This is a genomic window from Micromonospora parva, from assembly GCF_040649675.1.
Taxonomy (GTDB): Bacteria; Actinomycetota; Actinomycetes; order Mycobacteriales; family Micromonosporaceae; genus Micromonospora; species Micromonospora parva.
Window position 1 is genome coordinate 381412 of the sequence record NZ_JBEZFX010000002.1, and the last position, 21032, is coordinate 402443.

Annotated in this window: 23 protein-coding genes; 11 read left to right on the forward strand and 12 right to left on the reverse strand. The window is 70.3% G+C overall.

The genetic code is table 11. From position 1 onward, the window contains the following. A complete protein-coding gene (locus AB0C03_RS06955; RefSeq protein ID WP_210860573.1) occupies nt 1–984 on the forward strand; it encodes an AraC-like ligand-binding domain-containing protein in 984 nt (327 codons plus the stop codon). Here AB0C03_RS06955 and AB0C03_RS06960 read toward each other — a convergent pair. Both AB0C03_RS06960 and AB0C03_RS06965 read right to left on the reverse strand, forming a co-directional pair. After that, nucleotides 908–1468 (reverse strand): tetratricopeptide repeat protein, encoded by a 561-nt coding sequence (locus AB0C03_RS06960; protein ID WP_357635107.1) that lies wholly within the window; start codon nt 1466–1468, stop codon nt 908–910. The genes AB0C03_RS06955 and AB0C03_RS06960 overlap by 77 nt on opposite strands. A gap of 57 nt (nt 1469–1525) precedes the next feature. Further along, on the reverse strand, nt 1526–2389 hold the full coding sequence (locus AB0C03_RS06965; protein ID WP_357635109.1) for an NmrA family NAD(P)-binding protein: 864 nt from the start codon (nt 2387–2389) through the stop codon (nt 1526–1528). Nucleotides 2390–2475: 86 nt separating this feature from the next. Between AB0C03_RS06965 and AB0C03_RS06970 the strand changes: the two genes are divergently transcribed. Beyond that, nucleotides 2476–3195: a TetR/AcrR family transcriptional regulator gene (locus AB0C03_RS06970; protein ID WP_030327625.1), complete on the forward strand. Its 720-nt coding sequence runs from the start codon at nt 2476–2478 to the stop codon at nt 3193–3195. A gap of 355 nt (nt 3196–3550) precedes the next feature. Further along, a complete protein-coding gene (locus AB0C03_RS06975; protein WP_435823361.1) occupies nt 3551–4933 on the forward strand; it encodes an FAD-dependent monooxygenase in 1383 nt (460 codons plus the stop codon). A gap of 98 nt (nt 4934–5031) precedes the next feature. Here AB0C03_RS06975 and AB0C03_RS06980 read toward each other — a convergent pair whose 3' ends face one another. The 3 genes from AB0C03_RS06980 to AB0C03_RS06990 are packed head-to-tail and all read right to left on the reverse strand — an operon-like array spanning nt 5032 to nt 6573. Then, entirely contained in the window at nt 5032–5331 is a 300-nt protein-coding gene (locus AB0C03_RS06980; protein WP_357635112.1) for a hypothetical protein, read from the reverse strand. Continuing rightward, nucleotides 5270–5785, reverse strand: a complete 516-nt coding sequence (locus tag AB0C03_RS06985) for a BUD32 family EKC/KEOPS complex subunit (RefSeq protein ID WP_357635115.1) — start codon at nt 5783–5785, stop codon at nt 5270–5272. The genes AB0C03_RS06980 and AB0C03_RS06985 overlap by 62 nt, the downstream gene beginning before the upstream one ends. 47 nt (nt 5786–5832) lie before the next feature. After that, complete coding sequence (locus AB0C03_RS06990) at nt 5833–6573, reverse strand: nucleotidyltransferase domain-containing protein (RefSeq protein ID WP_357635118.1); 741 nt, start codon at nt 6571–6573, stop codon at nt 5833–5835. A 223-nt stretch (nt 6574–6796) separates the two neighbouring features. On the opposite strand from AB0C03_RS06990, the gene AB0C03_RS06995 reads away from it, so the two are divergent. Continuing rightward, a complete protein-coding gene (locus tag AB0C03_RS06995; RefSeq protein ID WP_357635121.1) occupies nt 6797–8731 on the forward strand; it encodes a S9 family peptidase in 1935 nt (644 codons plus the stop codon). Nucleotides 8732–8760: 29 nt separating this feature from the next. Here AB0C03_RS06995 and AB0C03_RS07000 read toward each other — a convergent pair whose 3' ends face one another. Continuing rightward, complete coding sequence (locus tag AB0C03_RS07000; protein ID WP_357635123.1) at nt 8761–9585, reverse strand: arginase family protein; 825 nt, start codon at nt 9583–9585, stop codon at nt 8761–8763. A gap of 100 nt (nt 9586–9685) precedes the next feature. Continuing rightward, a complete protein-coding gene (locus AB0C03_RS07005; RefSeq protein WP_357635126.1) occupies nt 9686–10189 on the reverse strand; it encodes a MerR family transcriptional regulator in 504 nt (167 codons plus the stop codon). 109 nt (nt 10190–10298) lie between these two features. Here AB0C03_RS07005 and AB0C03_RS07010 point away from each other — a divergent pair, with 109 nt between their 5' ends. Together AB0C03_RS07010 and AB0C03_RS07015 are read left to right on the forward strand one after the other, a co-directional pair. After that, on the forward strand, nt 10299–11348 hold the full coding sequence (locus tag AB0C03_RS07010) for an aldo/keto reductase (RefSeq protein WP_210865812.1): 1050 nt from the start codon (nt 10299–10301) through the stop codon (nt 11346–11348). 213 nt (nt 11349–11561) lie between these two features. Next, nucleotides 11562–12095 carry an NUDIX domain-containing protein gene (locus AB0C03_RS07015; RefSeq protein ID WP_282102214.1) on the forward strand — a complete coding sequence of 178 codons (534 nt, stop codon included), beginning with the start codon at nt 11562–11564 and terminating at the stop codon, nt 12093–12095. On the opposite strand, the gene AB0C03_RS07020 is transcribed toward AB0C03_RS07015, so the two are convergent. The 3 genes from AB0C03_RS07020 to AB0C03_RS07030 form a co-directional block, all read right to left on the reverse strand. Beyond that, nucleotides 12096–12746, reverse strand: a complete 651-nt coding sequence (locus tag AB0C03_RS07020; RefSeq protein WP_210858635.1) for a DUF6518 family protein — start codon at nt 12744–12746, stop codon at nt 12096–12098. It abuts the gene before it with no gap. 111 nt (nt 12747–12857) lie between these two features. Continuing rightward, a complete protein-coding gene (locus tag AB0C03_RS07025) occupies nt 12858–13319 on the reverse strand; it encodes an HNH endonuclease (RefSeq protein ID WP_357635131.1) in 462 nt (153 codons plus the stop codon). 33 nt (nt 13320–13352) lie between these two features. Further along, entirely contained in the window at nt 13353–14282 is a 930-nt protein-coding gene (locus tag AB0C03_RS07030) for a LysR family transcriptional regulator (protein ID WP_357635134.1), read from the reverse strand. A gap of 128 nt (nt 14283–14410) precedes the next feature. Between AB0C03_RS07030 and AB0C03_RS07035 the strand changes: the two genes are divergently transcribed. Beyond that, nucleotides 14411–15664: an MFS transporter gene (locus AB0C03_RS07035; protein WP_357635136.1), complete on the forward strand. Its 1254-nt coding sequence runs from the start codon at nt 14411–14413 to the stop codon at nt 15662–15664. Continuing rightward, nucleotides 15664–16236, forward strand: a complete 573-nt coding sequence (locus AB0C03_RS07040; protein ID WP_030327639.1) for a GNAT family N-acetyltransferase — start codon at nt 15664–15666, stop codon at nt 16234–16236. Before AB0C03_RS07035 ends, AB0C03_RS07040 begins: the two co-directional genes overlap by 1 nt. Before the next feature lie 38 nt (nt 16237–16274). On the opposite strand, the gene AB0C03_RS07045 is transcribed toward AB0C03_RS07040, so the two are convergent. Further along, a complete protein-coding gene (locus tag AB0C03_RS07045; protein WP_030327640.1) occupies nt 16275–17015 on the reverse strand; it encodes an SDR family oxidoreductase in 741 nt (246 codons plus the stop codon). Between the two features lie 134 nt (nt 17016–17149). Here AB0C03_RS07045 and AB0C03_RS07050 point away from each other — a divergent pair, with 134 nt between their 5' ends. Continuing rightward, the gene (locus tag AB0C03_RS07050; RefSeq protein ID WP_357635141.1) at nt 17150–17632 is read left to right on the forward strand and encodes an RrF2 family transcriptional regulator; all 483 of its coding nucleotides are present in this window, start codon (nt 17150–17152) and stop codon (nt 17630–17632) included. A 43-nt stretch (nt 17633–17675) separates the two neighbouring features. Here AB0C03_RS07050 and AB0C03_RS07055 read toward each other — a convergent pair whose 3' ends face one another. After that, nucleotides 17676–19232, reverse strand: coding sequence for an ArnT family glycosyltransferase (locus AB0C03_RS07055; protein WP_357635143.1), 1557 nt, complete (start codon nt 19230–19232; stop codon nt 17676–17678). A gap of 122 nt (nt 19233–19354) precedes the next feature. On the opposite strand from AB0C03_RS07055, the gene AB0C03_RS07060 reads away from it, so the two are divergent. Continuing rightward, a complete protein-coding gene (locus tag AB0C03_RS07060) occupies nt 19355–20386 on the forward strand; it encodes an aldo/keto reductase (RefSeq protein WP_357635146.1) in 1032 nt (343 codons plus the stop codon). Then, entirely contained in the window at nt 20383–20889 is a 507-nt protein-coding gene (locus AB0C03_RS07065) for a mycothiol transferase (RefSeq protein WP_357635149.1), read from the forward strand. The genes AB0C03_RS07060 and AB0C03_RS07065 overlap by 4 nt, the downstream gene beginning before the upstream one ends. Nucleotides 20890–21032: the final 143 nt, after the last annotated feature.

A 21032-nucleotide genomic window follows, 5' to 3' on the forward strand; every position in this document is an offset into this window, starting at 1 on the left:
GTGTTGCCCAACCTGGTGGTGGACACGACGGTGTTACCGCCGGCGGACCGGTTCGAGTTCTGGTACGCACTGATCGCTCAGGAGATGGCGCCTGCGCACATCAGCAGCGGTCACCTGGACAACTTCGTGGCCTACGCCCAGGCCATCGATCTGGGCCGCGTTCGGATGGCCTCGCTGCGGTACCCGTCGCTGGACTCGGTCCGGCCCGCGAAACTGGTCCGCAGAACCGAGGGGGACGTGTACCAGCTCGCGCTCCCACTCACCGGCCGCAGCACGCTGATCCAGGACCGCACCGAGTCCCCGTTGGAAGCCGGAAACCACTTCACGCTCCTGGACACCGCGCGGCCGCACGTCGCCCGGCACAGCGCTGACGGCTCCGGCCTCGCCCACACGATCACCGTGCAGATACCGCACCTGTCGCTACCAGTGGCGCCGGACCGGATCCGCCGGCTGCTGGCCACGCCGCTGCCGTCGCACGTCGGCGTCGGCGGGCTGTTGGTCCACCACCTGCGCAGCATCGCCGCACACCCGGAGCAGTACCAGCCGGCCCAGGCCGAGGTGCTGGGCAGCGTGGCGCTGGACCTGCTCGCCGCCGCGTTCGCCCAGTACCTCGACATTGAGGACACCCTGTCGCCGGAGGCCCGGCAAACCACGTTGCGGGCCCGCGTCGTCGATTTCATCGACCGCCACCTGGACAACGACGAGCTCAGCCCCCGCAGCGTCGCCGCCGTCCACCACATCTCGCTGCGATCGCTGCACCGCCTGTTCGAGGGGGACTCGACGACAGTCGCCGAACTCATCCGCGCCAAACGCCTGGAGCAGTGCCGGCGTGACCTCGCCAACCCGCTGGTGCGGCAGCCGATCCACGCCATCGCCGCCCGTTGGGGATTCCGGGACAAGGCCCACTTCAGTCGCCTCTTCCGGGCCCGCTACGGACGTTCACCGCAGGCCTACCGGACGACCGTCGCGCACCAGGACCGGTGACCGGTCCCTGTCGCCGGTGGTCGGTCGGATCGTCCTCGACGAAGTCACGGACGGCGACGCGGATGCTCTCGCCGTACGGGTCGTCCGGTAGGCGTACCAGGTGTTCGCGGGCTCGGGCGAGGTGCTCCCGAGCCGCAGCGACGTTACCCAGCCGCCGGTGACAGTCGGCCAGGTTGAGGTGCAGCGACGGCAGGAACGCCTGAACCTGCAGTGCGGACAGGTATCGCTGGGCGCGTTCGTCGGTCAGCTCGGACACCGCGGCCAGGGCACGTTCGTCCCAGCTCAGCTCCGCCTCGATGCTGTCCTGCAGGTCGGCGAGGTGATGCGCCAGGGTGCAGCGGTGCAGGGCGTCCCCGGTCGGGCCGATGTCGTCCCACAGCGCCGTGAGCAGCGCACGGGCCTCGGCGGGCGCGCCACCATGGCCGAGGTGCACGGCCTCGATGATGCGGGTCATGGTCGGATCGGCGGTCGGTTGCTCGGTCATGTCGCCGATGGTCGAGCCTCAACCACGTCGAGGGTCAACCTCCGCCGACCCGGCCCGTCAACGCTGGGCGACGATGGCCTCCAGTGCTGCGCGAGCGGATGTCGGACGGCGACCGATGAGGGTCTCCAGCGTCGGATCGGTGACGGCGAACTCGCCGCGACGCGCCGCGCGGTACATGCCGAGGGTGAAGTCGGCGGCCGCCGGGGGCATGCCACCTGCGATGGCGGCCGAGCGCCACTGGTCGTCGGTGACGACCACCCGGGTGACGGTGCGGCCCGTGATGTCGCTCAGGATGGCGGCCACCGCCTCGAGGTCGAGCGCCTGCCCAGCGGTCAGCGCCGGCGTGATGCCGTCGAGCAGGCCCTCCTCGGCCAGGGCGATGGCCGCGGCTTCGGCCAGGTCGGCGTGCGCGGTCCAGGACACCGGGCCGTCCGCCGGCGCCACGAGTTGACCGGTCTCCAACGCCGCCCCGATGCAGAGGCTGAGCGTGCTCGCGTAGAACCCGTTGCGCAGCGCGGTGAAGGGAACCCCCAGCCCGGCCAGGTGCTCCTCGGTCGCGGCGTGGGTGGGCTGGGGGGCGAACAGCGAGTCCCGGGAGGCGGCCTGGTGGCTGGTGTAGAGGATTCGTTTGGCTCCCGCGGCGCGGGCGGCGTCGATGGCGGCGCGGTTCGCGGCGACCGCAGCGGCCCCACGGATGGCGGCGGACACGACGAGGACCTGGTCGGCGCCCTCGAAGGCGTGCTCCAGCGTGGCCGGGTCGGTGAAGTCGCCGGCGCGCACCCGCACACCCCGCTCGGCGAGGCCCACGGCCCGGTCGACGTCGCGCACGCTCACGCCCACCGCCTCGGCTGGTAACCGGTCGAGCAGCCGGTCGACGATCTGGGACCCGAGCTGACCAGTGGCACCGGTGACGACGAACATGTTGCACACTCCCTTGATATCGGCGTTACGACCGGGACGTTAGCACCGATAATCCGTGGTTAACAAGTCGCTGTTAGCATTGATTCATGGTGACGACGCAGGACATGGCATCCCGCGACGACGTCCGCGCGGGCATCGTCGCGGCAGCAACCGAACTGCTGCGCGAGAAGGGCGCTAACGCGGTGACGACGCGCGCCGTCGCCCAGGCCGCAGGTGTGCAGGCGCCGACCATCTACCGCCTGTTCGGTGACAAGGACGGGCTCATCGACGCCGTCGCCGAGCACGTCATGGCCAGCTACGTCAGCGGCAAATCGGTCGCCACGCACGCCGCGACGGGTGACCCGGTCGCGGAGCTGCGCACCGGGTGGCGCACGCACGTGGAGTTCGGCCTGACAAACCCCGAGCTGTACGCCCTGATGGCCGCCCGGGGGAGCGGCGCACCCTCACCGGCGACCGTCGCGGGCCTCGACGTGCTCCGTCGTCGCGTCCGGCGACTCGCCGCAGCCGGTCTGCTGCGGGTCGACGAACAACGCGCACTCATGATGATCCACTCAGCGGGCCACGGAACCATCCTCGCGCTACTCGGAACGCCCCCCGAGCAGCGCGACCCCGGCCTGAGCGAGGCCATGCTCGACGCCGTGCTCACCAGCATCCTGTCGACAACCCCGGCGACACCCGACACGACCACGAACACGGTCGCGGTGACCTTCGCGACGGTGCTGCCCCACCTGCCGGGGCTCACCGACGCCGAACGCGCACTGATGGCCGAGTGGCTCCACCGATCGCTGACCCACCCGACGTCGTGATCACCCCGGCGGCGGAAAGAGCTCGACGCGACCTGGCCGGGGGAGATAGCGTGCCGCTGACCGCGACACCACCCGAGGAGGTGAGACCCATGAACGTTCAAGCGATGTGGGTGCTCCCCCTTGCCGTCACGGTCGGGCGACTGACATAGGTGTCGCCGGGAGCGCCCCGCCAACACGGCACTCCCGAGAGGCAACACCTGTGCACCCTGCGCATTTCACCGCCGAAAACCCGTCGACCGCCCCCGTCGAGCCCGACTCCGTCGTCGGCGGCCGCCCGTCATCTCCGACCCGCAGCACCGATTACGCCCCCCGCACGTACGACGTGATCATCGCAGGGTGCGGACCGACAGGTGCGATGCTCGCCGCCGAGCTGCGGCTGCACGACGTCCGGGTACTCGTGGTGGAGAAGGAGACCGAGCCGCCGTCGGCCGTCCGCATCGTCGGCCTGCACATCCGCAGCCTGGAGCTGATGGCGATGCGCGGGCTGCTGGAACGCATCCTCCCGCACGGGCGGCAGCGTCCGGCCAGCGCCTACTTCGCCGCCATCCCCAAGCCCGCGCCCACGGGCCTGGATCCCCGGTACGCCTACCTGCTGGGCATTCCGCAGCCGGTCATCGAACGTCTGCTCGAAGGGCACGCCGTCGAACTGGGCGCGCAGGTCCGGCGCGGTCGGGCGGTCACCGCTGTCGAGCAGGACGACGACTGGGTGACCGTTGAGCTGGCCGACGGGGAACGGCTGCGCTCGCGATTCCTCGTCGGCTGCGACGGCGGGCGCAGCACAGTTCGCAAACTGCTCGGCGTCGGCTTTCCCGGCGAGCCGGCACGGACCGAGAGCCTGATGGGCGAGATGGCAGTAGGGATCCCGCCGGAGGAGATCGCCGTCAGGGTGGCCGAGATCCGCGAGACCCATCAACGGTTCTGGCTCCGGCCAGCAGGCGTCGGCGTCTACAGCGTCCTGGTCCCCGCCGCCGGCGTCAGTGACCGCGCCGAACCGCCCACCCTCGACGATTTCAAGCGCCAGTTGCGCGCCGTAGCCGGGACCGACTTCGGCGTTCACTCCCCGCGCTGGCTGTCCCGCTTCGGCGACGCCATGCGGTTGGCCGACAGTTATCGGGTCGGACGGGTGCTGCTGGCCGGCGACGCGGCGCACATCCATCCCCCCATCGGCGGGCAGGGCCTCAACCTCGGCGTTCAGGACGCCGTCAACCTCGGCTGGAAACTGGCCGCACAGGTCCGCGGCTGGGCGCCGGAGGCCCTGCTCGACACCTACCAGGCCGAACGGCGTCCGGTCGCCGAGGACGTGCTGGACAACACCCGGGCCCAGACGCAGTTGCTGTCCACCGAACCGGGCGCACAGGCTGTGCGCCGGCTGCTCATCGAGCTGATGGACTTCGACGAGGTGAACCTGCACCTGCTCACAAAGATCACCGCCATCGGCATCCGCTACGACTTCGGCGACGGCCCCGACCTGCTCGGTCGCCGGCTGCCCGACATCGACGTGAAGCACGGGCACCTCTACGGCCTGCTGCACCGCGGCCGTGGCCTGCTGCTGGACCGCACCGAACGCCTGACCGTCGGCGGCTGGTCCGACCGGGTCGACCACCTCGCGGATTCCACCGCGGCACTGGACGCTCCCGGCGTCCTGCTCCGCCCCGACGGCCACGTCGCCTGGATCGGCGACGACCAGCGGGATCTGGACCACCACCTCACCCGCTGGTTCGGCCGGCCCGTCCACTGATCCCGCCGCACCAACAGGTGCCGAGCCGTGGCGACGTCCCGGTCTGCCAGGACGTCGCCACGACACCCACCGGAATCGGCGTCACACTGGCCAGTGGTTCAGCCGGATTCCTGGCACAGCTCATCGGCGTGCCTCGTGATCCACGCCGCGTCGCGGCGGTAGAGCTCGACGTGACTGCGAACCGTCTCCTGACCCTGGTCGGCGCGGGCCTCGGTGAAGGCGGCGAGATCGTGCAGTCGCGCAACGGCGACGGGGAGGACGTCTGCGGGCGCCAGCTGCGAGCCGTAGGAGGCGGCGAGCAGCCGCAGGCGTCGGGCCCGCTCGCCCAGGTCACTGTCAATGGCGTCGCCGTTGCTCGGGTCCGCCAACGGCACCAGCCGGTAGGCGAGGTACGCCACGTCCCACAACCGGGGGCCTGGCGAGGCCGTGTCCCAGTCGATGACACCCGCTCAGTCGGCCATCGGTGAAGACCATGTTGTACGGCGCGAAGTCGTTGTGACAGATGACCTCGGCCGGCTGTCGTACCGCGGACTGCCAGACGGCACCGGAGACATCGAAGCCCAGACTGGCCTGGTGAAGGTGGGCGAGGTGGGCGCCGGCGTCGATGAGGACCTCCCGACTCCAGACCCAGGCCGGCAGCGGGTACTGAGGCACGACACCCGGCAGGTACGAGACGGTGTCACGCCCGTACTCGTCGGTGCCCAACGGGTGCGGCACCCAGGTGAGGCCGCGGTCACGAAGGTGCCCCAGCAGGCGCTGCACGGTCGGGTTCCATTCGGCGGCAGCACGCCGAACGGTGTCGCCGACGCGTATCGCGCCGCCCATGTTGCCGCCGGTCATCATCTCCTCCACGAGACGATGCTCCTGCTACGCCCCGATCACCGCAATCGCGTTGATCGTCATGAGCTGGCGGCGAGTTCGCCGAGAATCGGGCGCAGTCGGTCGGCCAGGGCCGCGTCCGTGCGAGTGAGTTCTGTGCTCAGGACGGCTACGGCGGCCGACAGCGCGCGACGTAACTCGACCTCGTCCAGGGAACGGACCAGAGTCGTTTCGAGGGGTCCGGTGATGGTGGTGGGCAGGAGGTGGGCGCCTTTGGCGTAGCTGGTGGCATGACCCAGGCGCTGGGAAGCGAGTGAGATCGTCTGGGTGCGCATCGCGCTGATCCAGTGCTCCGCCTGCCAGTATCGGCCTCGCTCGATGCTGATCCGCGCGTGCAGGGCGTGGTGCCACGCCAGGCCGGCGATTGTGTCGTAACCGCTCGCCGGAACCGGCTGGGACGGTGCGGCTTGCCCGAAGATGAGACGCCAACTCGGACCTCGCGGCCCGAAGTCGGCTTCCGGGCCGAAGGCGAGGTCGACCTCCAGGCAGTGGGGAAGCAGGAACACCCGGTAGAGCATCGACCCGGAAGGGAGGTCCCAGTGATGGACAGCGGCGAAGTCCCGGTACATGAGTTGCGTCCACCGACACATGACGACGTCGAGCGGGTCGCTGACCGCGAAGGCCAGATCGACATCCGACCAGCGATCCTCATCGCCGCTGGCATGCGAGCCGGTGATCGCCGCGGCGACCACGGCGGGATCTTGCGCGGCGAGGCGCAACAACCGCTCCCGGATCAGGTCGCGTTCCTCCACGGAGAACACGTGGTCACGCTGCTCCACCATCGAGGTGGCCCGGCGGCCGGAGATGAGCTGACGGCCCGACGCTGTATCGGCACCAGGCCACCGGCTTCCTCCTCGCACCCGTCACCAGCGGGATGTGAGCATGCTATCCCGGTGCCTCGACGTCGCCGTGGAAGAGTCCGGCGCGGACGTGTCAGCGGCGCACCGGTTCGTGGTGCCACGCCGGTGCTGGCAGACTGATCGAATGACAGGGCTGACCGCCGACCTCGTCGTCGATGGTCGTGAGCCGCAGACCCCGGCACTCGCCCCGAACGGGCGACTGCTCGGCTACGTTCTCGCTCCCATCAGCCGGGCCGGTGACCACCTCGACACCGAGCTCTGGCTCGTCGACACCGATGGTGTCGCGTCGCGCCGGGCGACCGCCGACACCGCAACCGAGTCCCGGCCACGCTGGTCGGCGGACTCCCAGACGCTGTTCTTCCTGTCCGACCGCACCGAGCGTGGGACCCCGCAACTGCACCGCCTCACCCTCGCCGACGGCACGGTGACCACGTGCACCAGCTGGAGCGGCGGCGTCATCGACCACCTGCCGCTCAGCGATCCCGACCTGGTCGCGCTGCTCGCCGAGGACGAACCCACCGAGCGGGACGCGCGCCGGGCCCGGGACCGCGACGACGCCATCGTGGTCGGCGAGCGCGAGCCGCGTACCCAGTTGCGCCTGCTCGACCTGCGTACCGGCCAGGTGGTCAGCCCGCAGGTGTTCGCTGACCGGCACGTCGTGGAGGTGCGGCAACGTCCCGACGGCGGCCCACTCGCCGTGCTGACCTGGGCCAGCGCCGACAACGACCACGGGCCACGCACCAACCAGCTGCACCTGTTCGACCCCACCAGCGAAACGGCGGAGAACCTCGGACCGGTCGCGGTCGACGCACGGTCGCTGGCATGGTGGCCGGGTGATGACGGTTGGCACCTCGGTTACGTCGCGCTCACCCCACCGCTTCTGCAAGCCGGCACCGCCGTGTTCGACCTGGCAGTGGAGAGCCGCGTCCTCCGCAACCGCACCGCTGGCCTCTCGATGTGCCCCACCGAACTCTGCCAGACCGACACCGCCCCGCTGGCGGTGTTCGCCGACGGCCTGAACACCACAGTGGCCAGGCTCGATCACACCGACCTCACCACCCTGTCGCATCACCCCGGACGTCTCGACAACCTCACCGCCACCCCCACCGGCGACACGATCGCGGTACGCACCGGCGCCCGCTACGAACCGCCGAACGTGCACATCGGAGCGCCAACGGGGCCGCTGCGACGCATCACCCACACCCGTCCGGAACTCGACGGCATCACCTTCGGCACCCAACAGCCGCTGGCCTACCGCGCCGTCGACGGCCTCGACCTGGACGGCCTGCTCGTCCTCCCGGTCGGAAGAAACGCGTCCGAAGGCCCGTTCCCGCTGGTCACGATCGTGCACGGCGGCCCGTACGATCGCTACGCCGATCGTTGCCAGCTGTTCTGGTTCCCCAGCGCGCAGTGGCTGGCAGCCGCCGGCTACGCGGTGTTCCTGCCCAACCCGCGCGGCGGCCAGGGCCATGGTCACGAGTTCGCCGCCAGCGTCGCCGGCCGGGTCGGTCAGCAGGAGTGGACCGACATCCTGACCGGCATCGACCTACTGATCGCCGAGGGCGTCGCCGACCCCGACCGGCTGGGCATCGCCGGCTGGAGCCACGGCGGCTTCATGTCCGCCTGGGCCATCGGCCAGACCGACCGTTTCCGCGCCGCGCTCGTCGGCGCCGGCATCGTCGACTGGGGCATGCTCGCCGCGACCGGCGACAACGGCCAGTTCGAGGCGGCGCTGGGTGGCAGCACCGGCTGGTCCGGCATCGGACCACACCCGCACGACGCGGTCAGCCCGATCTCCTTCGCCAGTCAGATCCGCACTCCGGTGCTCATCGTGCACGGCGCCGAGGACACCAACGTCCCCCTCGGGCAGGCCGTGTATCTGCACCGGGCGTTGCGCCACTTCGACGTCGAGCACGAGTTCGTGACGTACCCGAGAGAGGGCCACGCGATCCGGGAACGCCACCACCAAATCGACCTCCTGCGCCGCACGCGCGCCTGGTTTGATCGCTGGCTCCAGCCGCCGGCCGGGCGCACCCCTGTCGACGGGTCGCCTTCGTGACCCCGGGTTGCTCCGGACAGGGATGCCCCTTACGGAACAGCATGCGGGCCCACCGCCGTGTCGAGTAGCGGCTGAAGAGCGTCCAGGAGCGGACCGGGGTGGACTGGTAGGCCATCGGCGTCTTCCCCGGCCTCGAACTCGCCGATCTCCAAGCCGACGAGGTCGGAATCGCCGATGGCGAGCGCGGCGGATCTGAGTTCGCTGAGTGTGAGGCCGCCGGGAACGAGGTAGTCGGTGGGCACGATGCCGGGTTCGAGGACGTCGCAGTCGAGGTGCACATAGACCGGACGGCCGGCGATCGCGGCCCGCAGCCTCTTCGCCAGGTCCGGTCCTGGCCCGACCAGCGTGATCACGCCATCATCGATCAGGGGCTGCTCGCCCGGGTCGATGTCACGTGCCCCGCAAAGGATCGCGTTCTCTGGCTTCAGCCCCTGTCCCAGGCCGGAGTCCCACATACCGAGGGGGCCGCTGAAGGCGAGGCCGCCGAGGTAGCCGGTCGTGCTGCTCTGGGGAGTGTTGAGGTCCGCGTGTGCGTCGAACCAGACGACCACCGCGTCCGGGCGATACCTGGCGACGACGGGAAGCGTCGCCAGAGCGACCGCGCAGCGGCTCAGCGCCGTGACCGGAAAGGCGCCGTCGCGCAACAACGTGTCGAAATGCTCTGCCATGGCGCGCAGTGCCGGCCGAGCCGCGGCCAACTCTTCTTCCCAGTTGGTACACAGCGCGGGTTCGGGTGACCCGATGACAACCGGCGCTGAACCCAGCCGGGCGGCGAGTTCGGCCGCGATCATTCCCGACGCCTGCATGGCCCGGTCGTTGTGGTCGCCGGCGCGGGCCGCGAAATGCGTGATCACCGGCGACGGGGGGTGGGACGCTGACATGGGTTCTCGCTTTCGCAAGAGCTGACAGTGACGACCTGACCGTAAGCGCTGGAGCTTATCCATGGCACGACCACTACGGGCTCAGCGCCGGGTCCGGCGTCATTGGTCCTCGCGGGCCATTGATGAGCCCGATGTTGTTGGCGTCTTCGTCGTTCGCCGAAGGAGATGCCGCGTGGCATTGGCGGTCGCCACCGCTGTCCGGGTCGAGGAGGTCCTCGTACACCCCGACCTTGAACCTGATCAGGTCCAGGCACTCGGCGAGTTTGCCGATCTGGGTGGTGACGTGGGCTTGGTGCTCGCGCATGAGCGTGAGTCGTTCTTCCTCGTTGCCGGCTCCCTGCCGGACGAGGTCGGCGTATCGGCGTAGCGCGGGCAGGGGCATGCCGGAGGCGCGCAAGATGATGCAGACGGTGAGCCAGTCCACGTCATCCTGGCTGTAGACGCGACGCCCGCCAGGTCCACGTTGCACAGGGTTGACGAAGAGGCCCTCGTGCTCGTAAAAGCGCAGCGCGTGGACGCTCAAGCCGGTGCGTTCGGCGACCTGCCCGATGCTCAGATTTGTGGTGACCTCAGCCATGCCGTTCAGGCTAGCGGCTTGACCTAGAGTCAACTCTAGATCCTAGGGTTCCCGTGCGGTCGACACTTCTGTCGCTCCGCGATCACGGCTGAATCAAGGGAGCATCACCATGCGCTATCGCACCCTCGGTGGAACTGGCATTCACGTCAGTGCCTACTGCCTCGGGACCATGATGTTCCAGGATGGCTGCAACTCCGACCATGACGATTGCGTTCGTATGATCCATGCCGCAGTGGATCAGGGGATCAACTTTGTCGATACCGCTGACATGTACGGGCAGGGAGAGTCCGAGGAGATCGTCGGCAAGGCGCTGCGGGGGCGCCGTGATGACGTTGTCCTGGCCACCAAGGTGCACTTCCAGATGGGCGAGGGCCGCAATCGCAGTGGCAACTCGCGGCGTTGGATCCTCAGGGCGGTTGAGGACAGCCTCAGGCGCCTGAACACCGACTGGATCGACCTCTACCAGGTCCACCGCCCCGACGACTCGACGGACGTCGAGGAGACGCTCTCGGTGCTCAGCGACCTCGTGCGCCAGGGGAAAATCCGTGCTTTCGGCTGCTCGACGTTCCCATCCGAGGAGATCGTCGAGGCGCATCACGTCTCCGAGCGTCGTGGCCTCGGACGCTTCCGCACCGAGCAGCCGCCGTACTCGATCCTGGCCCGCGGGATCGAGGCCTCGGTCCTGCCCGTCTGCCGGCGCTACGGAATGGGCGTGCTTGTCTGGAGCCCACTGGCCTTCGGGTTCCTCACCGGCAAGTACCGCAAGAACCAGCCCATCGACCTGTCCACCGGGCGTCCCACAATCCGGCCGGAACGATTCGATCCCACGCTCGCGGAAAACGCCGCCAAGCTCGACGTCGTCGAGCAGCTCGTCGACCTCGCGGAGAGCATCGGCTGCACCCTCCCGCAGCTCGCCATTGCGTTCACAGTGGCCCACCCGGCCGTCACCTCGGCGATCATCGGACCGCGGACCATGCCGCAGCTGGAGGATCTCCTCAAGGGCGCCGCGCTGACCCTGGACGACGCGGCCCTCGACCGAATCGACGAGATCGTGCCGCCCGGGACCAACCTGTACAACCCGAACGCTCCCATGCCCCCGCGTTCGCTGACCGACACCGCACTGCGTCGCCGCCCACTCGCCGACCGCGCCGCGGCCTGATCGAGCAGATAGGGCTGGGCCAGGACTTCGAATCGAGGGAGACGGGAGGTGCCCGTCTCCCTCGCGCCTTCGGGGCCCCTCCACACGCGACGTCGTCCACCCCGTTATGGCAATTAACGGTTTACCGGTAACAGTAATCCAATAAATCACCGCCACAAAACGGGCATATCGTACGTGCATCATAATGACAGTTCTTGTGCGTAATGCATCAGGATGGTGTCGTGGGGGCAGCGCTTGGCCCGCGAACTGCGAGATCCTGTCACTGTGATCGCACAACGGCTCAGGGTCGCCGCGTACGCGGTGTGTTTGCGAGACGATCGTCTGCTGCTCGCCCGCTGGGTCTCACCAGACCGGGCGCGGCGGCACTGGACGCTACCTGGTGGAGGGGTCGAGCACGCCGAGGATCCGTTCGACGCCGTCGTGCGGGAGGTGGCCGAGGAGACGGGGTACGAGGCGCAGGTCGAGCTGCTGCTCGGTGTGAACTCGCGGACCCGGACCGTCGAGAGCTACGACGGCGGGATTGTCGACCTGCACACGCTGGCTGTCTTCTACCGGGCTCGGATCGCGGGCGGTGAGCTGCGATCCGAGACGGGCGGCACGACCGACCTGGCGCAATGGGTGCCGCTGGAACAGGTCGCCACCCTGGAGCGTTCCGTGGTCGTCGACATCGGGCTTGACCTGCATCGCCACACACCGCCAACGGGGCACGGGGAGCCCATTGGCAGAACGGGGCTGATGCGGCACTGATCAGCTGCCGAAGCCGGCAATGGTGTACGCGGCGAAGCCGAGCACCGCGAGTGCCGTTGCCGCGGCGAGCGCCTGCAGACGTACCCGGTTGGTCCGAGCGACCACCAGGATCAGTGCGGCGCCGAGCACCGCTTCGATCACCGCGGTCTGCAGGCTGTCGGTGCGGTAGTGCGAGTCGTGGCCGGGTTGTGCGCTGCGGTGGAACAGCATGGCCGCCTCGGCGAGCAGGACCGCACCGGGCATGGCCACGGCGATCGTTCGAACCCACGGTTGCCCGTGGCGGCTCAGCCCACCTGCCACCCCGAAGAGTGCGCCGGCGAGGACTCCGAAGAACAGCCACATCAACGTCGTCGGCGACCACAGGTTCTGCGCGCTGTCGTCCAACAGGACGACCGCCGCGACGTAGTACGCCTCCACGGCGACGACCAGCAGCACGATCCCGGCGAACGCGGACCGCCGCCAGTCGGCGCGGAGCCACCATCCGATGGCGAACGCGCCGACCGCCCAGACGGCGCTGGAATTGGCCAGGTTCGCCCAGGGGTACGGCAGACCGAGCTGCAGCAACAGGTCCACCACGCCGAGAAGAACCCCACCGGCCACCACCGTCAGGACCCGGTGGCGGCGCTGTACTTCACGATCAACTGTCGTCACGGGGCAAAACTGTCACACCGAGCCGCCCGGGACATCTGCCTAAGGATGGGTTTGCGGCCGGGTCGCATCCGCCGTACGGCCGGCTTCGTTCAGCTCTGCGCGTCGGGCGCGCTACGTGCGGCCGTACGAGGCGCGCGCCTGCGCCACCTCGGCGGCCTCGCGTTCACGCCACCGACGCTGCGCCTCCCGGTTGCAGGCCCGACAGACCCGCCGGTAGCGACCCGTCGCGTCATCGAGCTCACGGTCGTGGCCGTTGCGGCACTGCGCTGACTGTGACCGGGTTCGGCAGGTTTCCGAGCGGCTGACCTGACGTAGGTGGGTTGGTTCGATGCAGTCGGCGGCCCCACAGGCCTGGTCGACGTCGAGGCCGGGGTCGTAGTCACCGACGAGCACCGCGTACGCGGCGATGTGCGCCCACGCGCGGCCGGCGACCTTCTGGTGCACCCCGCGTCGCGGCCCGTAGCCGTGGACGATGAGGCAGCCGCTCTCGGTGCGGTGCGAGCGCTGGAGCAGGTACGCGCGCAGCGACTCCTCGGTGTGGTAGCGGGACAAACCCTTCACGGCCGAGAGCACGGGGCCACCGTACCCAGTTGTCCCGGCGTCGTCTCAACCCCAGGGAGGTAGCCAGACCTCGGCGTCGGGGGCCGGGACCCGGCGGGAGTCGAGGTGCTCACGCAGTGCGCGCAGCGCGGGGTGCGGGTTGTCGTCGCGCCAGATGAGTGACATGGGGTAGACCGGCGCCGGGTCGCGTACCGGTATCCGGCGCAGGTCGTAGCTGTCCGGCCACAGGTACCGGGTGCGTTCGCCGGCGAGGGTCGCCAGTTGCGCGGAGTCGGCGATCTCGGCCAGCAGCGCCTCGTTGCCGAAGACCGGCCCGACCAGGTCGATGGTGAGGCCGAACGCGGCGGCGAGCTCGTCGTAGTAGGCGGACCATTCGGTGCCGGGGGCCATGCCGGGCATCCAGATGCGGTGTTCGGCGAGTTGCGCGGGCGTGACGGTACGGGCGTTGGCGAGCGCGTGGCGTGGCCCCACGAGCAGGTCGTGGTGCTCGTCGATCACGCGGGTGGCACTGATCGCTGCGGGCAGGTGGCGCGCGGCGACGGTGACGGCGTGGAAGGTGGCGTCGACAGTCCCCGCCTCGACGGCGGCCATCGCAGCGTGCACGTCGGCGTCGAGGGTGACCACGTCCAGCTCGATACGCGGATGCGCGCGGTGGAAATCCTGAAGCAGCACCGCCGGTGCGGTCCGCCGGCTGTGCACGTCGACGCGCAGTGCCCGCCGGCCGGGGCGTACGGAGGCGTCGGCGCGTGCCTCGGCCCGCAGCAGTTCACGGGCGTGCGGCAGGAAGGTCTGACCGTCGACGGTGAGGGCGATGCCGCGAGGCGTGCGGGTGAACAGCCGTACGCCGAGGTCCTTCTCCAGTGCGGCGATGCGCTTGGAGACGGCCTGCTGGGTGATCGACAGCGCGGCGGCGGCGTCCTGGAACTGGCCGGCGTCCACGGCGGCGACGAAGGTGCGGACGGCGTCGAGGTTCACCCGACGAACCCTACTGACACAACCTCTGGTTGTGCCGCGCCGCCCGTCCGGTTGTTTGATCCACGGTCAGTGGCCTTGCTTTGATCGCGGCGGTCAACGACGAGTTGTCGGGAGCGGGAGGTGCGGGCTTGTCCGCGAGGCGATCCCTGGGTCGGCGGTTCGGGTGGTTGTGGGCGTCGTACGCGGTCAGCGCCTACGGGTCGGGGCTGGGTTTCGGGGCGTTGCCGTTGATCGCCGTGCTGGTGTTGGGGGCCAGCCCGGCTCAGGTGTCGGTGTTGGCCGCGCTGGGGCCGGCGGTGGGCGCGCTGATCGCGTTGCCGCTGGGGCCGTGGGTGGAGTTCCACCGCAAGCGGCCGCTGATGATCGGGATGGACCTGGCCCGGTTCGCGGTGCTGCTGACCATCCCCGTCGCGTACGCGTTGGGCCGGCTCAGCTTCGGGCAGTTGCTGGTCGTCTCGGCCGTGGTCGCCACCGCCAAGATCGCCTTCAACGCGGCCAGCGGCGCGTTCCTCAAGGCCCTGGTGCGGCCGGACGACCTGCTGGTGGCGAACGCGCGGTTCGAGTCGACGACGTGGAGCGCGATCGCGCTCGGACCACCGCTGGGCGGCGCGGCGGTCGGCCTGTTCGGGCCGGTGGTCACCATCGTGGCCGACGCGCTCAGCTACCTGCTCTCGGCGCTGGGCATCACCGCCATTCGCGGCCACGAGGATCACCCTCGGCGCACCGGAGCGGCCCGGGTCCGGGCCGGCGAGCTGCTCGACGGCTGGCGGCATCTGCTCACCCACAGCGGCCTGCGGGCGCTCTACCTCAACCAGTTGCTCGTCAGTGGACTGATCATGGCCACGGAGCCGTTGCTGGCCGTGCTGCTGCTCGGCGAGTTGGGCTTTCCGCCCTGGCAGTACGGTCTCGCGTTCGCCGTGCCCTGTGTGGGCGGACTCATCGGGTCACGCCTGGCCCGTCGGGTGGTGGCGCGCTACGGCCAACACCGGATCATCCGCACCGTGGGAGCGCTGCGCGCGATCTGGCTGATCGGCCTCGCCGTCGTGCAGCCGGGCGTGGCCGGTCTCGCCACGGTGATCGCCGTCGAGTTCGCGATCATCATCTGCATGAGTCTGTACAACCCGGTGCTCGCCACCTACCGCCTTCAACAGACTCCGAAGGAGCGCGTTGTCCGCACCCTCTCTGCCTGGTCGATCGGCAGCAGTGCGGCCATCGCCACCCTCAGCGCGCTCGGTGGGCTACTCGCCGAGGCCACCAGCGCGCGCACGGCGATCACGGTCGCCGGGCTGGTGATCCTCGCGAGCCCGCTGCTGCTGCCCCGACGCCCGGACACCGATCGACCGGCACCCGAGCACGCCGAGCGGATCTCTACGATCGCGTGATGTTCCAGCCGACGTACCCGATCCGCACCACCCGCCTCACGCTGCGCCCGGTCACGATCGACGACCTCGACGACGTGTACGCGTATCAGCGCCGGCCCGACGTGGTGCGGTGGATGCTCGGGGCGGAGCCGCGTACCCGTGAAGAGTCCCGGGCGTCGGTGTTGGCCATGGCGGGTGAGGACGCCTGGCGCGCGGAGGGTGACTGCCTGACGGTGGCCGCGGTCACCGACGCCGGGGTGATCGGGATCGTGGAGTTGGTGTGGCGCAGCCAGGTGGACCGTACCGCCGAGATCGGGTTCGTCTTTCACCCCGATCACGGCGGTCGCGGGTTGGCGACGGAGGCCGCCGCCGCGGTGCTGGCCTGGGGGTTCGACGAGTTCGGGCTGCACCGGGTCTACGGCAGGTGCCACGGCCGCAACGCCGCGTCGGCCCGGATGATGACGCGACTCGGCATGCGCCAGGAGGCCCGCCACGTCGAGAGTTACCTGTTCAAGGGGGAGTGGGCCGACCAGCTCGTCTTCGCGATCCTGGCGCACGAGTGGCGCGCCGGGACCCGCACGTCGCCGTCGTGACCGGCTGCCACGGCGACGTGCGGATCGGGCTGACAACCTCAGGCCCGGCGCGCGAGCCACTCCCGGTAGGCGGTGGGCGCGATGACGGCGTCGCCCTTGGCGATCAGGACGTCGCCGGGCGCGGCGGCGAACATGCCGGCGCTGTCGTCGGTGGTCACGGTGCGCTGGTCGTCGCGGGCGGCGAGGGTGATCCGCCCCAGCTCGTCGAGGGCGAAGACGTCGGGCCCGGCGACGTTGCGGATGCCCTGCAACGGCGCGCCCATGCTGACCTCGGCGACGGCCTGGGCCACGTCGGCGGCGGCCATCGGCTGCACCGGGGTGCTGGGTAGGCGGACGGTGGTGTCGTCGGCCGTCCAGGACAGGATCGCGTCGACGAACTCGAAGAACTGCGTGGCGCGGACGATGGAGTACGGAATCGGACCGGCCGTGAGGATGTCCTCCTGGAGGGTCTTGGCGCGGTAGTAGTCCAGGTCGGGCACCTGGTCGACGCCGACGATGGAGAGGATCACCGCGTGCCCCACGCCCGCGCGGGCGGCGGCGGCCAGCAGGTTGTCCATGGTCGTGCGGAAGAAGGCGGGTGAGGCCTCGTCGAAGGTCGGTGAGTTCGTCAGGTTGACGACGACCTCGGCGCCGGCGAGCCCGTCGGACAGGCCCTGCCCGGTGAGCAGGTCCACCCCGGTGGACGGCGACAGCGGCACCGCCTCGTGCCCTGCGGCCTGCAGGATCTTGACGACCTGTGACCCGATGAGACCGGTCCCGCCCAGTACGGCGATCTTCATGCCCATGCACCTTCCAGTGACGTGTGTGGTCCGGTGTCCGGCTACGGAAACCTCGCCGATACTCGGACTTCTTCTGTCCGGGAACTATACTCGGACACACGAGGTCCGAGTAACGGGGTGACTAGGGTGACGTCATGAAGATGTCCGGCGGGGTCGAGTGGGCGCTGCACTGCTGCGTGGTGCTCACCGCCAGCCACACGCCCGTTCCGGCGGCCAAGCTGGCGGAACTGCACGACGTCTCCAGCAGTTACCTCGCCAAGCAGCTCCAGGCGCTGGCCCGCGCCGGCCTGATCCACTCCGTGCAGGGCAAGTCGGGTGGCTACGTGCTGACCCGCGCACCGGAGAGCGTCACTGTGCTCGACGTGGTCCGGGCCGTCGACGGTCCCGGCCCGAGCTTCGTCTGCACCGAGATCCGCCAGCGCGGCCCCTTCGCGACCCCCGCCGACGCCTGCACCACGCCGTGCCCCGTCGCCCGGGCGATGTGGGCGGCCGAGGACGCGTGGCGGCAGGCGCTCGCCGCGGTCACCATCGCCGACCTCGCCCGCGACGTCGACGCCACCTCCGGCCCCGAGGCCCTGGTCGGCATCCAGGCCTGGCTGACCAGCAGCTCCGGCTGAACCCTGCTGACCAGCGGCTCCGGCCGACCCGGGCTGACCGCGCTCACCCGGTGTGGCGTACCTCGGTGTCCCAGATCTGCGCCCACGGACGCCGCAGCCCCCGGCACACGTGGATCGGGCCGCCGTTCTCGTCGTTGTCCACCTCGACCCGCTGATCCACCCGCCCGGCGAGGATGCACTGCTCGAACCAGGTGCTCAGCTGGTCGGGGCGCTCCCAGCCGACGGCGATGACCACGTCCGCGTCGGCGGGCGGCCGCCCGAAGTCGACCATGCTGTTGTGCCCGGAGTACGCGCGGGGGAGGGCACGGGCCGGACCGTACCGGGCCACCGCACCGGCCTCCCCGTAGTTGGCGGTGAGGATGACCGCCCGCGAACGCTCCTCGGGCGGCAGTCCGTTGTGGACGGCGGCCAGGGAGTCGGCGAACGCGGGCCAGCCGATCGTCTCACCGGCGTCGTAGTTGACGTCGACCACGAAACCGGGCAACCGGTCGGCCGGCAGCACCGGCAGCAGCAGCACGACGTTGGGCAGCAGGAACGGCACCACACCCAGCGCGAGGAGCCCTCGACGCCACCAGAGCGACCCGCGCGACGCCCAGGCGACCGTGACCACCGCACCGGCGGCGGTCAGAACCAGCAACAGCGGCGCGTCGTAGTAGCCCTTGCCGCCGGCGACCAGCACGATGCCCACCACCACCAACCACGCCCAGCCCACCGCCCGGTAGGCCCGCCACGCCGGCCGGCGCAGCAGCGCGACCAGGCCGGCGATCCAGATCGGTACCGCGTACGGGCTGATGATGACGAACTGGAGGGTGAACGCGTCGAGCCGACCACTGTAGGAGCTGTCACCGCCGGAGATGGACGCTGCCACGCCGAGCTGCGGAAAGCCGTGCGACGCCTGCCAGATCAGGTTCGGCGCGGCCAACAGCACGGTGACCCCGGCGGCGGCGAGCACCCACCTGTCGCGCAGCAGCCGACGCGGCCCGGCGATGAGCACCCCGACGATCAGGCCCACCGCCAGCAGCGCCGGCAGCAGCTTGCTGAGCATGCCCACACCGAGCGCCAGCCCGATGCCCAGCGCCCAACGGCTGTCACCGGTACGCAGCAACCGCACCGCACACCACGCCGCGAGCAACCAGACCAGCAGGTCGACGGTGGTGGTGCTGAGCAGGTGACCACTGGCGAGCACGATGCCGGACAGCGCGGCGAGCACCGCCGCGACGAGCTGCGCCCCCCGACCCGCGCCCAGCTCCCGGGCGATCGCGGCGACCAGCAGCACCGCACCGCCGGCCAGCAGCGCGGACGGGGTCCGCAGCACCACCAGGTTGCCCGGCGCGATCGTGTCGAGCAGCCGGGCCAGCGCCGGGACCAGCGGACCCTGATCGACGTAGCCCCAGTCGAGGTGTCGACCGGCGAGCAGGAAGTACAGCTCGTCACGGTGATAGCCGTAGCGGCCGGCGAGCAGCAGCAGCGTCACGCTGGTGGCGGCGGCCACCAGCCACGGGCCGCGGGTGCGCGCGCCGGGCTCCGGCTGACGCTCCGGCGGTGGTGGTGACTGGGCCGACCGGTGAGGCCGGTCGATGCCGATCGCGGGCTCACTCACCCGCTCATGATGACCGGCGAGGTGCCCGCGTGGGTGCCCGTGCCGGGGCCCGGCGGCCTCCATGTGCAGGTGGCCCAACCGGGTGCGAAGATCGGCTTTGTCACTCGGACCGAAAGGACGATATGCGCTACCGCACTCTGGGCAGCACCGGCACCGTGGTGTCGACACTGTGCCTGGGCACGATGACCTTCGGCGCGGAGACCGACGAGGCCGGCAGCTTCGCCCAACTGGACCGGTTCGTCGAGGCCGGCGGCACCTTCATCGACACCGCCGACGTCTACTCCACCGGTGTCTCGGAGGACATCATCGGGCGCTGGCTGCGCAGCCGACCCGACGTGCGCGACCGCCTGGTGATCGCCACCAAGGGGCGGTTCCCGATGGGCCCGGGGACGAACGACGCCGGCCTGTCCCGGGTGCACCTCACCCGCGCCCTGGACGCCAGCCTGCGGCGCCTCGGCGTCGACGCCGTCGACCTGTACCAGGCGCACGCCTGGGACCCGCTGACCCCGCTGCCGGAGACGCTGCGGTTCTTCGACGACGCGGTGCGCGCTGGCAAGATCCGCTATGCGGGGGTCAGCAACTTCACCGGCTGGCAGCTGCAGAAGGCCGCCCTGCTCACCCAGCACCTCAACCTCACCCCGATCGTGACCCTGCAACCGCAGTACAACCTGCTGGCCCGGGAGATCGAGTTCGAGTTGGTGCCGGTCTGTGAGAACGAGGGCATCGGCATCCTGCCGTGGTCACCGCTGGGTGGCGGTTGGCTGACCGGCAAGTACCAGCGCGACAACACGCCCACCGGCGCGACGCGGCTCGGCGAGAACCCGCAGCGCGGCGTCGAGGCGTACGCGGGTCGCAACGCCGAGGAGCGCACCTGGCGGGTGCTCGACGCGGTCCGTCAGATCGCCGGGGACCTGGGGGTTTCCATGTCGGCGGTGTCGCTGGCCTGGCTGGCGGCCCGACCGGCGGTCACCTCGGTGATCCTCGGCGCGCGCACCACCGCGCAGCTCGACGACAACCTGACCGCCGCCGACCTGGTCCTCGACGCCGAGCAGATGCGGCTGCTGGACGAGGTGAGCGCCCCACCGGTGGGCGACTACCCGTACGGCGCCGCAGGCGTGCGCCAGCGCGCCCGCGACCTGCCGGCCGGATCGTGACGTCGTTTCCCGAGCCCACCGCCCCGGCCGGCAGCCGCGCCGAGGTCTTCCTGCGCTACCTGGACTACTTCCGCGAGTCCATGGTGGCCAGGGTGTCGGCGCTGGCTGAGCCGGAGCTGCGGCGCAGCCGGCTGCCGTCCGGGTGGACCCCGCTGGAGCTGCTCACCCACCTGCGCCACGTGGAGCGGCGCTGGATCGAGTGGGGCTTCCAGGGTCGGGATGTCGCCGAGCCGTGGGGCGACCGCCGCGACGACCGTTGGTACGTCGCCCCCGACGAGACCCGCGCGGATCTGGTGGCGGCGCTGCGGGCGCAGGGCGCGCACACCACGGCCGTGGTGACGGCACACGACCTGGCCGAGATCGGTGCGCCGGGCCCGCGGTGGGACGGCGCGGACCCGGCGTCGCTGGAGCGGGTGCTGTTCCACCTGGTGCAGGAGTACGCCCGTCACCTCGGCCACCTCGATGTGGTCGCCGAACTCGCCGGCGGCCCGACCGGAGAGTGATGGGCTGATGCCGCTGTTCGCGGTTTCCCTCGATCAATTGAGTCGGCGGTGATCCAGTCGAACTGCGCGGTGGGCGGAGGCCGTTGACGTTGGACGGTCGCCGGTGGATGATCCAGCGATGTCGCTCGGGTTGGCGAGCCGGG

Coding starts and splice junctions, on each gene's coding strand:
- AB0C03_RS07040 (WP_030327639.1), top strand. CDS start 15,664: ATGTTCCAGCCGACGTACCCGATCCGCACCACCCGCCTCACGCTGCGC.
- AB0C03_RS06970 (WP_030327625.1), top strand. CDS start 2,476: ATGGTGACGACGCAGGACATGGCATCCCGCGACGACGTCCGCGCGGGC.
- AB0C03_RS07005 (WP_357635126.1), bottom strand. CDS start 10,189: ATGGCTGAGGTCACCACAAATCTGAGCATCGGGCAGGTCGCCGAACGC.
- AB0C03_RS07010 (WP_210865812.1), top strand. CDS start 10,299: ATGCGCTATCGCACCCTCGGTGGAACTGGCATTCACGTCAGTGCCTAC.
- AB0C03_RS07060 (WP_357635146.1), top strand. CDS start 19,355: ATGCGCTACCGCACTCTGGGCAGCACCGGCACCGTGGTGTCGACACTG.
- AB0C03_RS07045 (WP_030327640.1), bottom strand. CDS start 17,015: ATGAAGATCGCCGTACTGGGCGGGACCGGTCTCATCGGGTCACAGGTC.
- AB0C03_RS06960 (WP_357635107.1), bottom strand. CDS start 1,468: ATGACCGAGCAACCGACCGCCGATCCGACCATGACCCGCATCATCGAG.
- AB0C03_RS07015 (WP_282102214.1), top strand. CDS start 11,562: ATGGTGTCGTGGGGGCAGCGCTTGGCCCGCGAACTGCGAGATCCTGTC.
- AB0C03_RS06965 (WP_357635109.1), bottom strand. CDS start 2,389: ATGTTCGTCGTCACCGGTGCCACTGGTCAGCTCGGGTCCCAGATCGTC.
- AB0C03_RS07050 (WP_357635141.1), top strand. CDS start 17,150: ATGAAGATGTCCGGCGGGGTCGAGTGGGCGCTGCACTGCTGCGTGGTG.
- AB0C03_RS06995 (WP_357635121.1), top strand. CDS start 6,797: ATGACAGGGCTGACCGCCGACCTCGTCGTCGATGGTCGTGAGCCGCAG.
- AB0C03_RS06975 (WP_435823361.1), top strand. CDS start 3,551: ATGCTCGCCGCCGAGCTGCGGCTGCACGACGTCCGGGTACTCGTGGTG.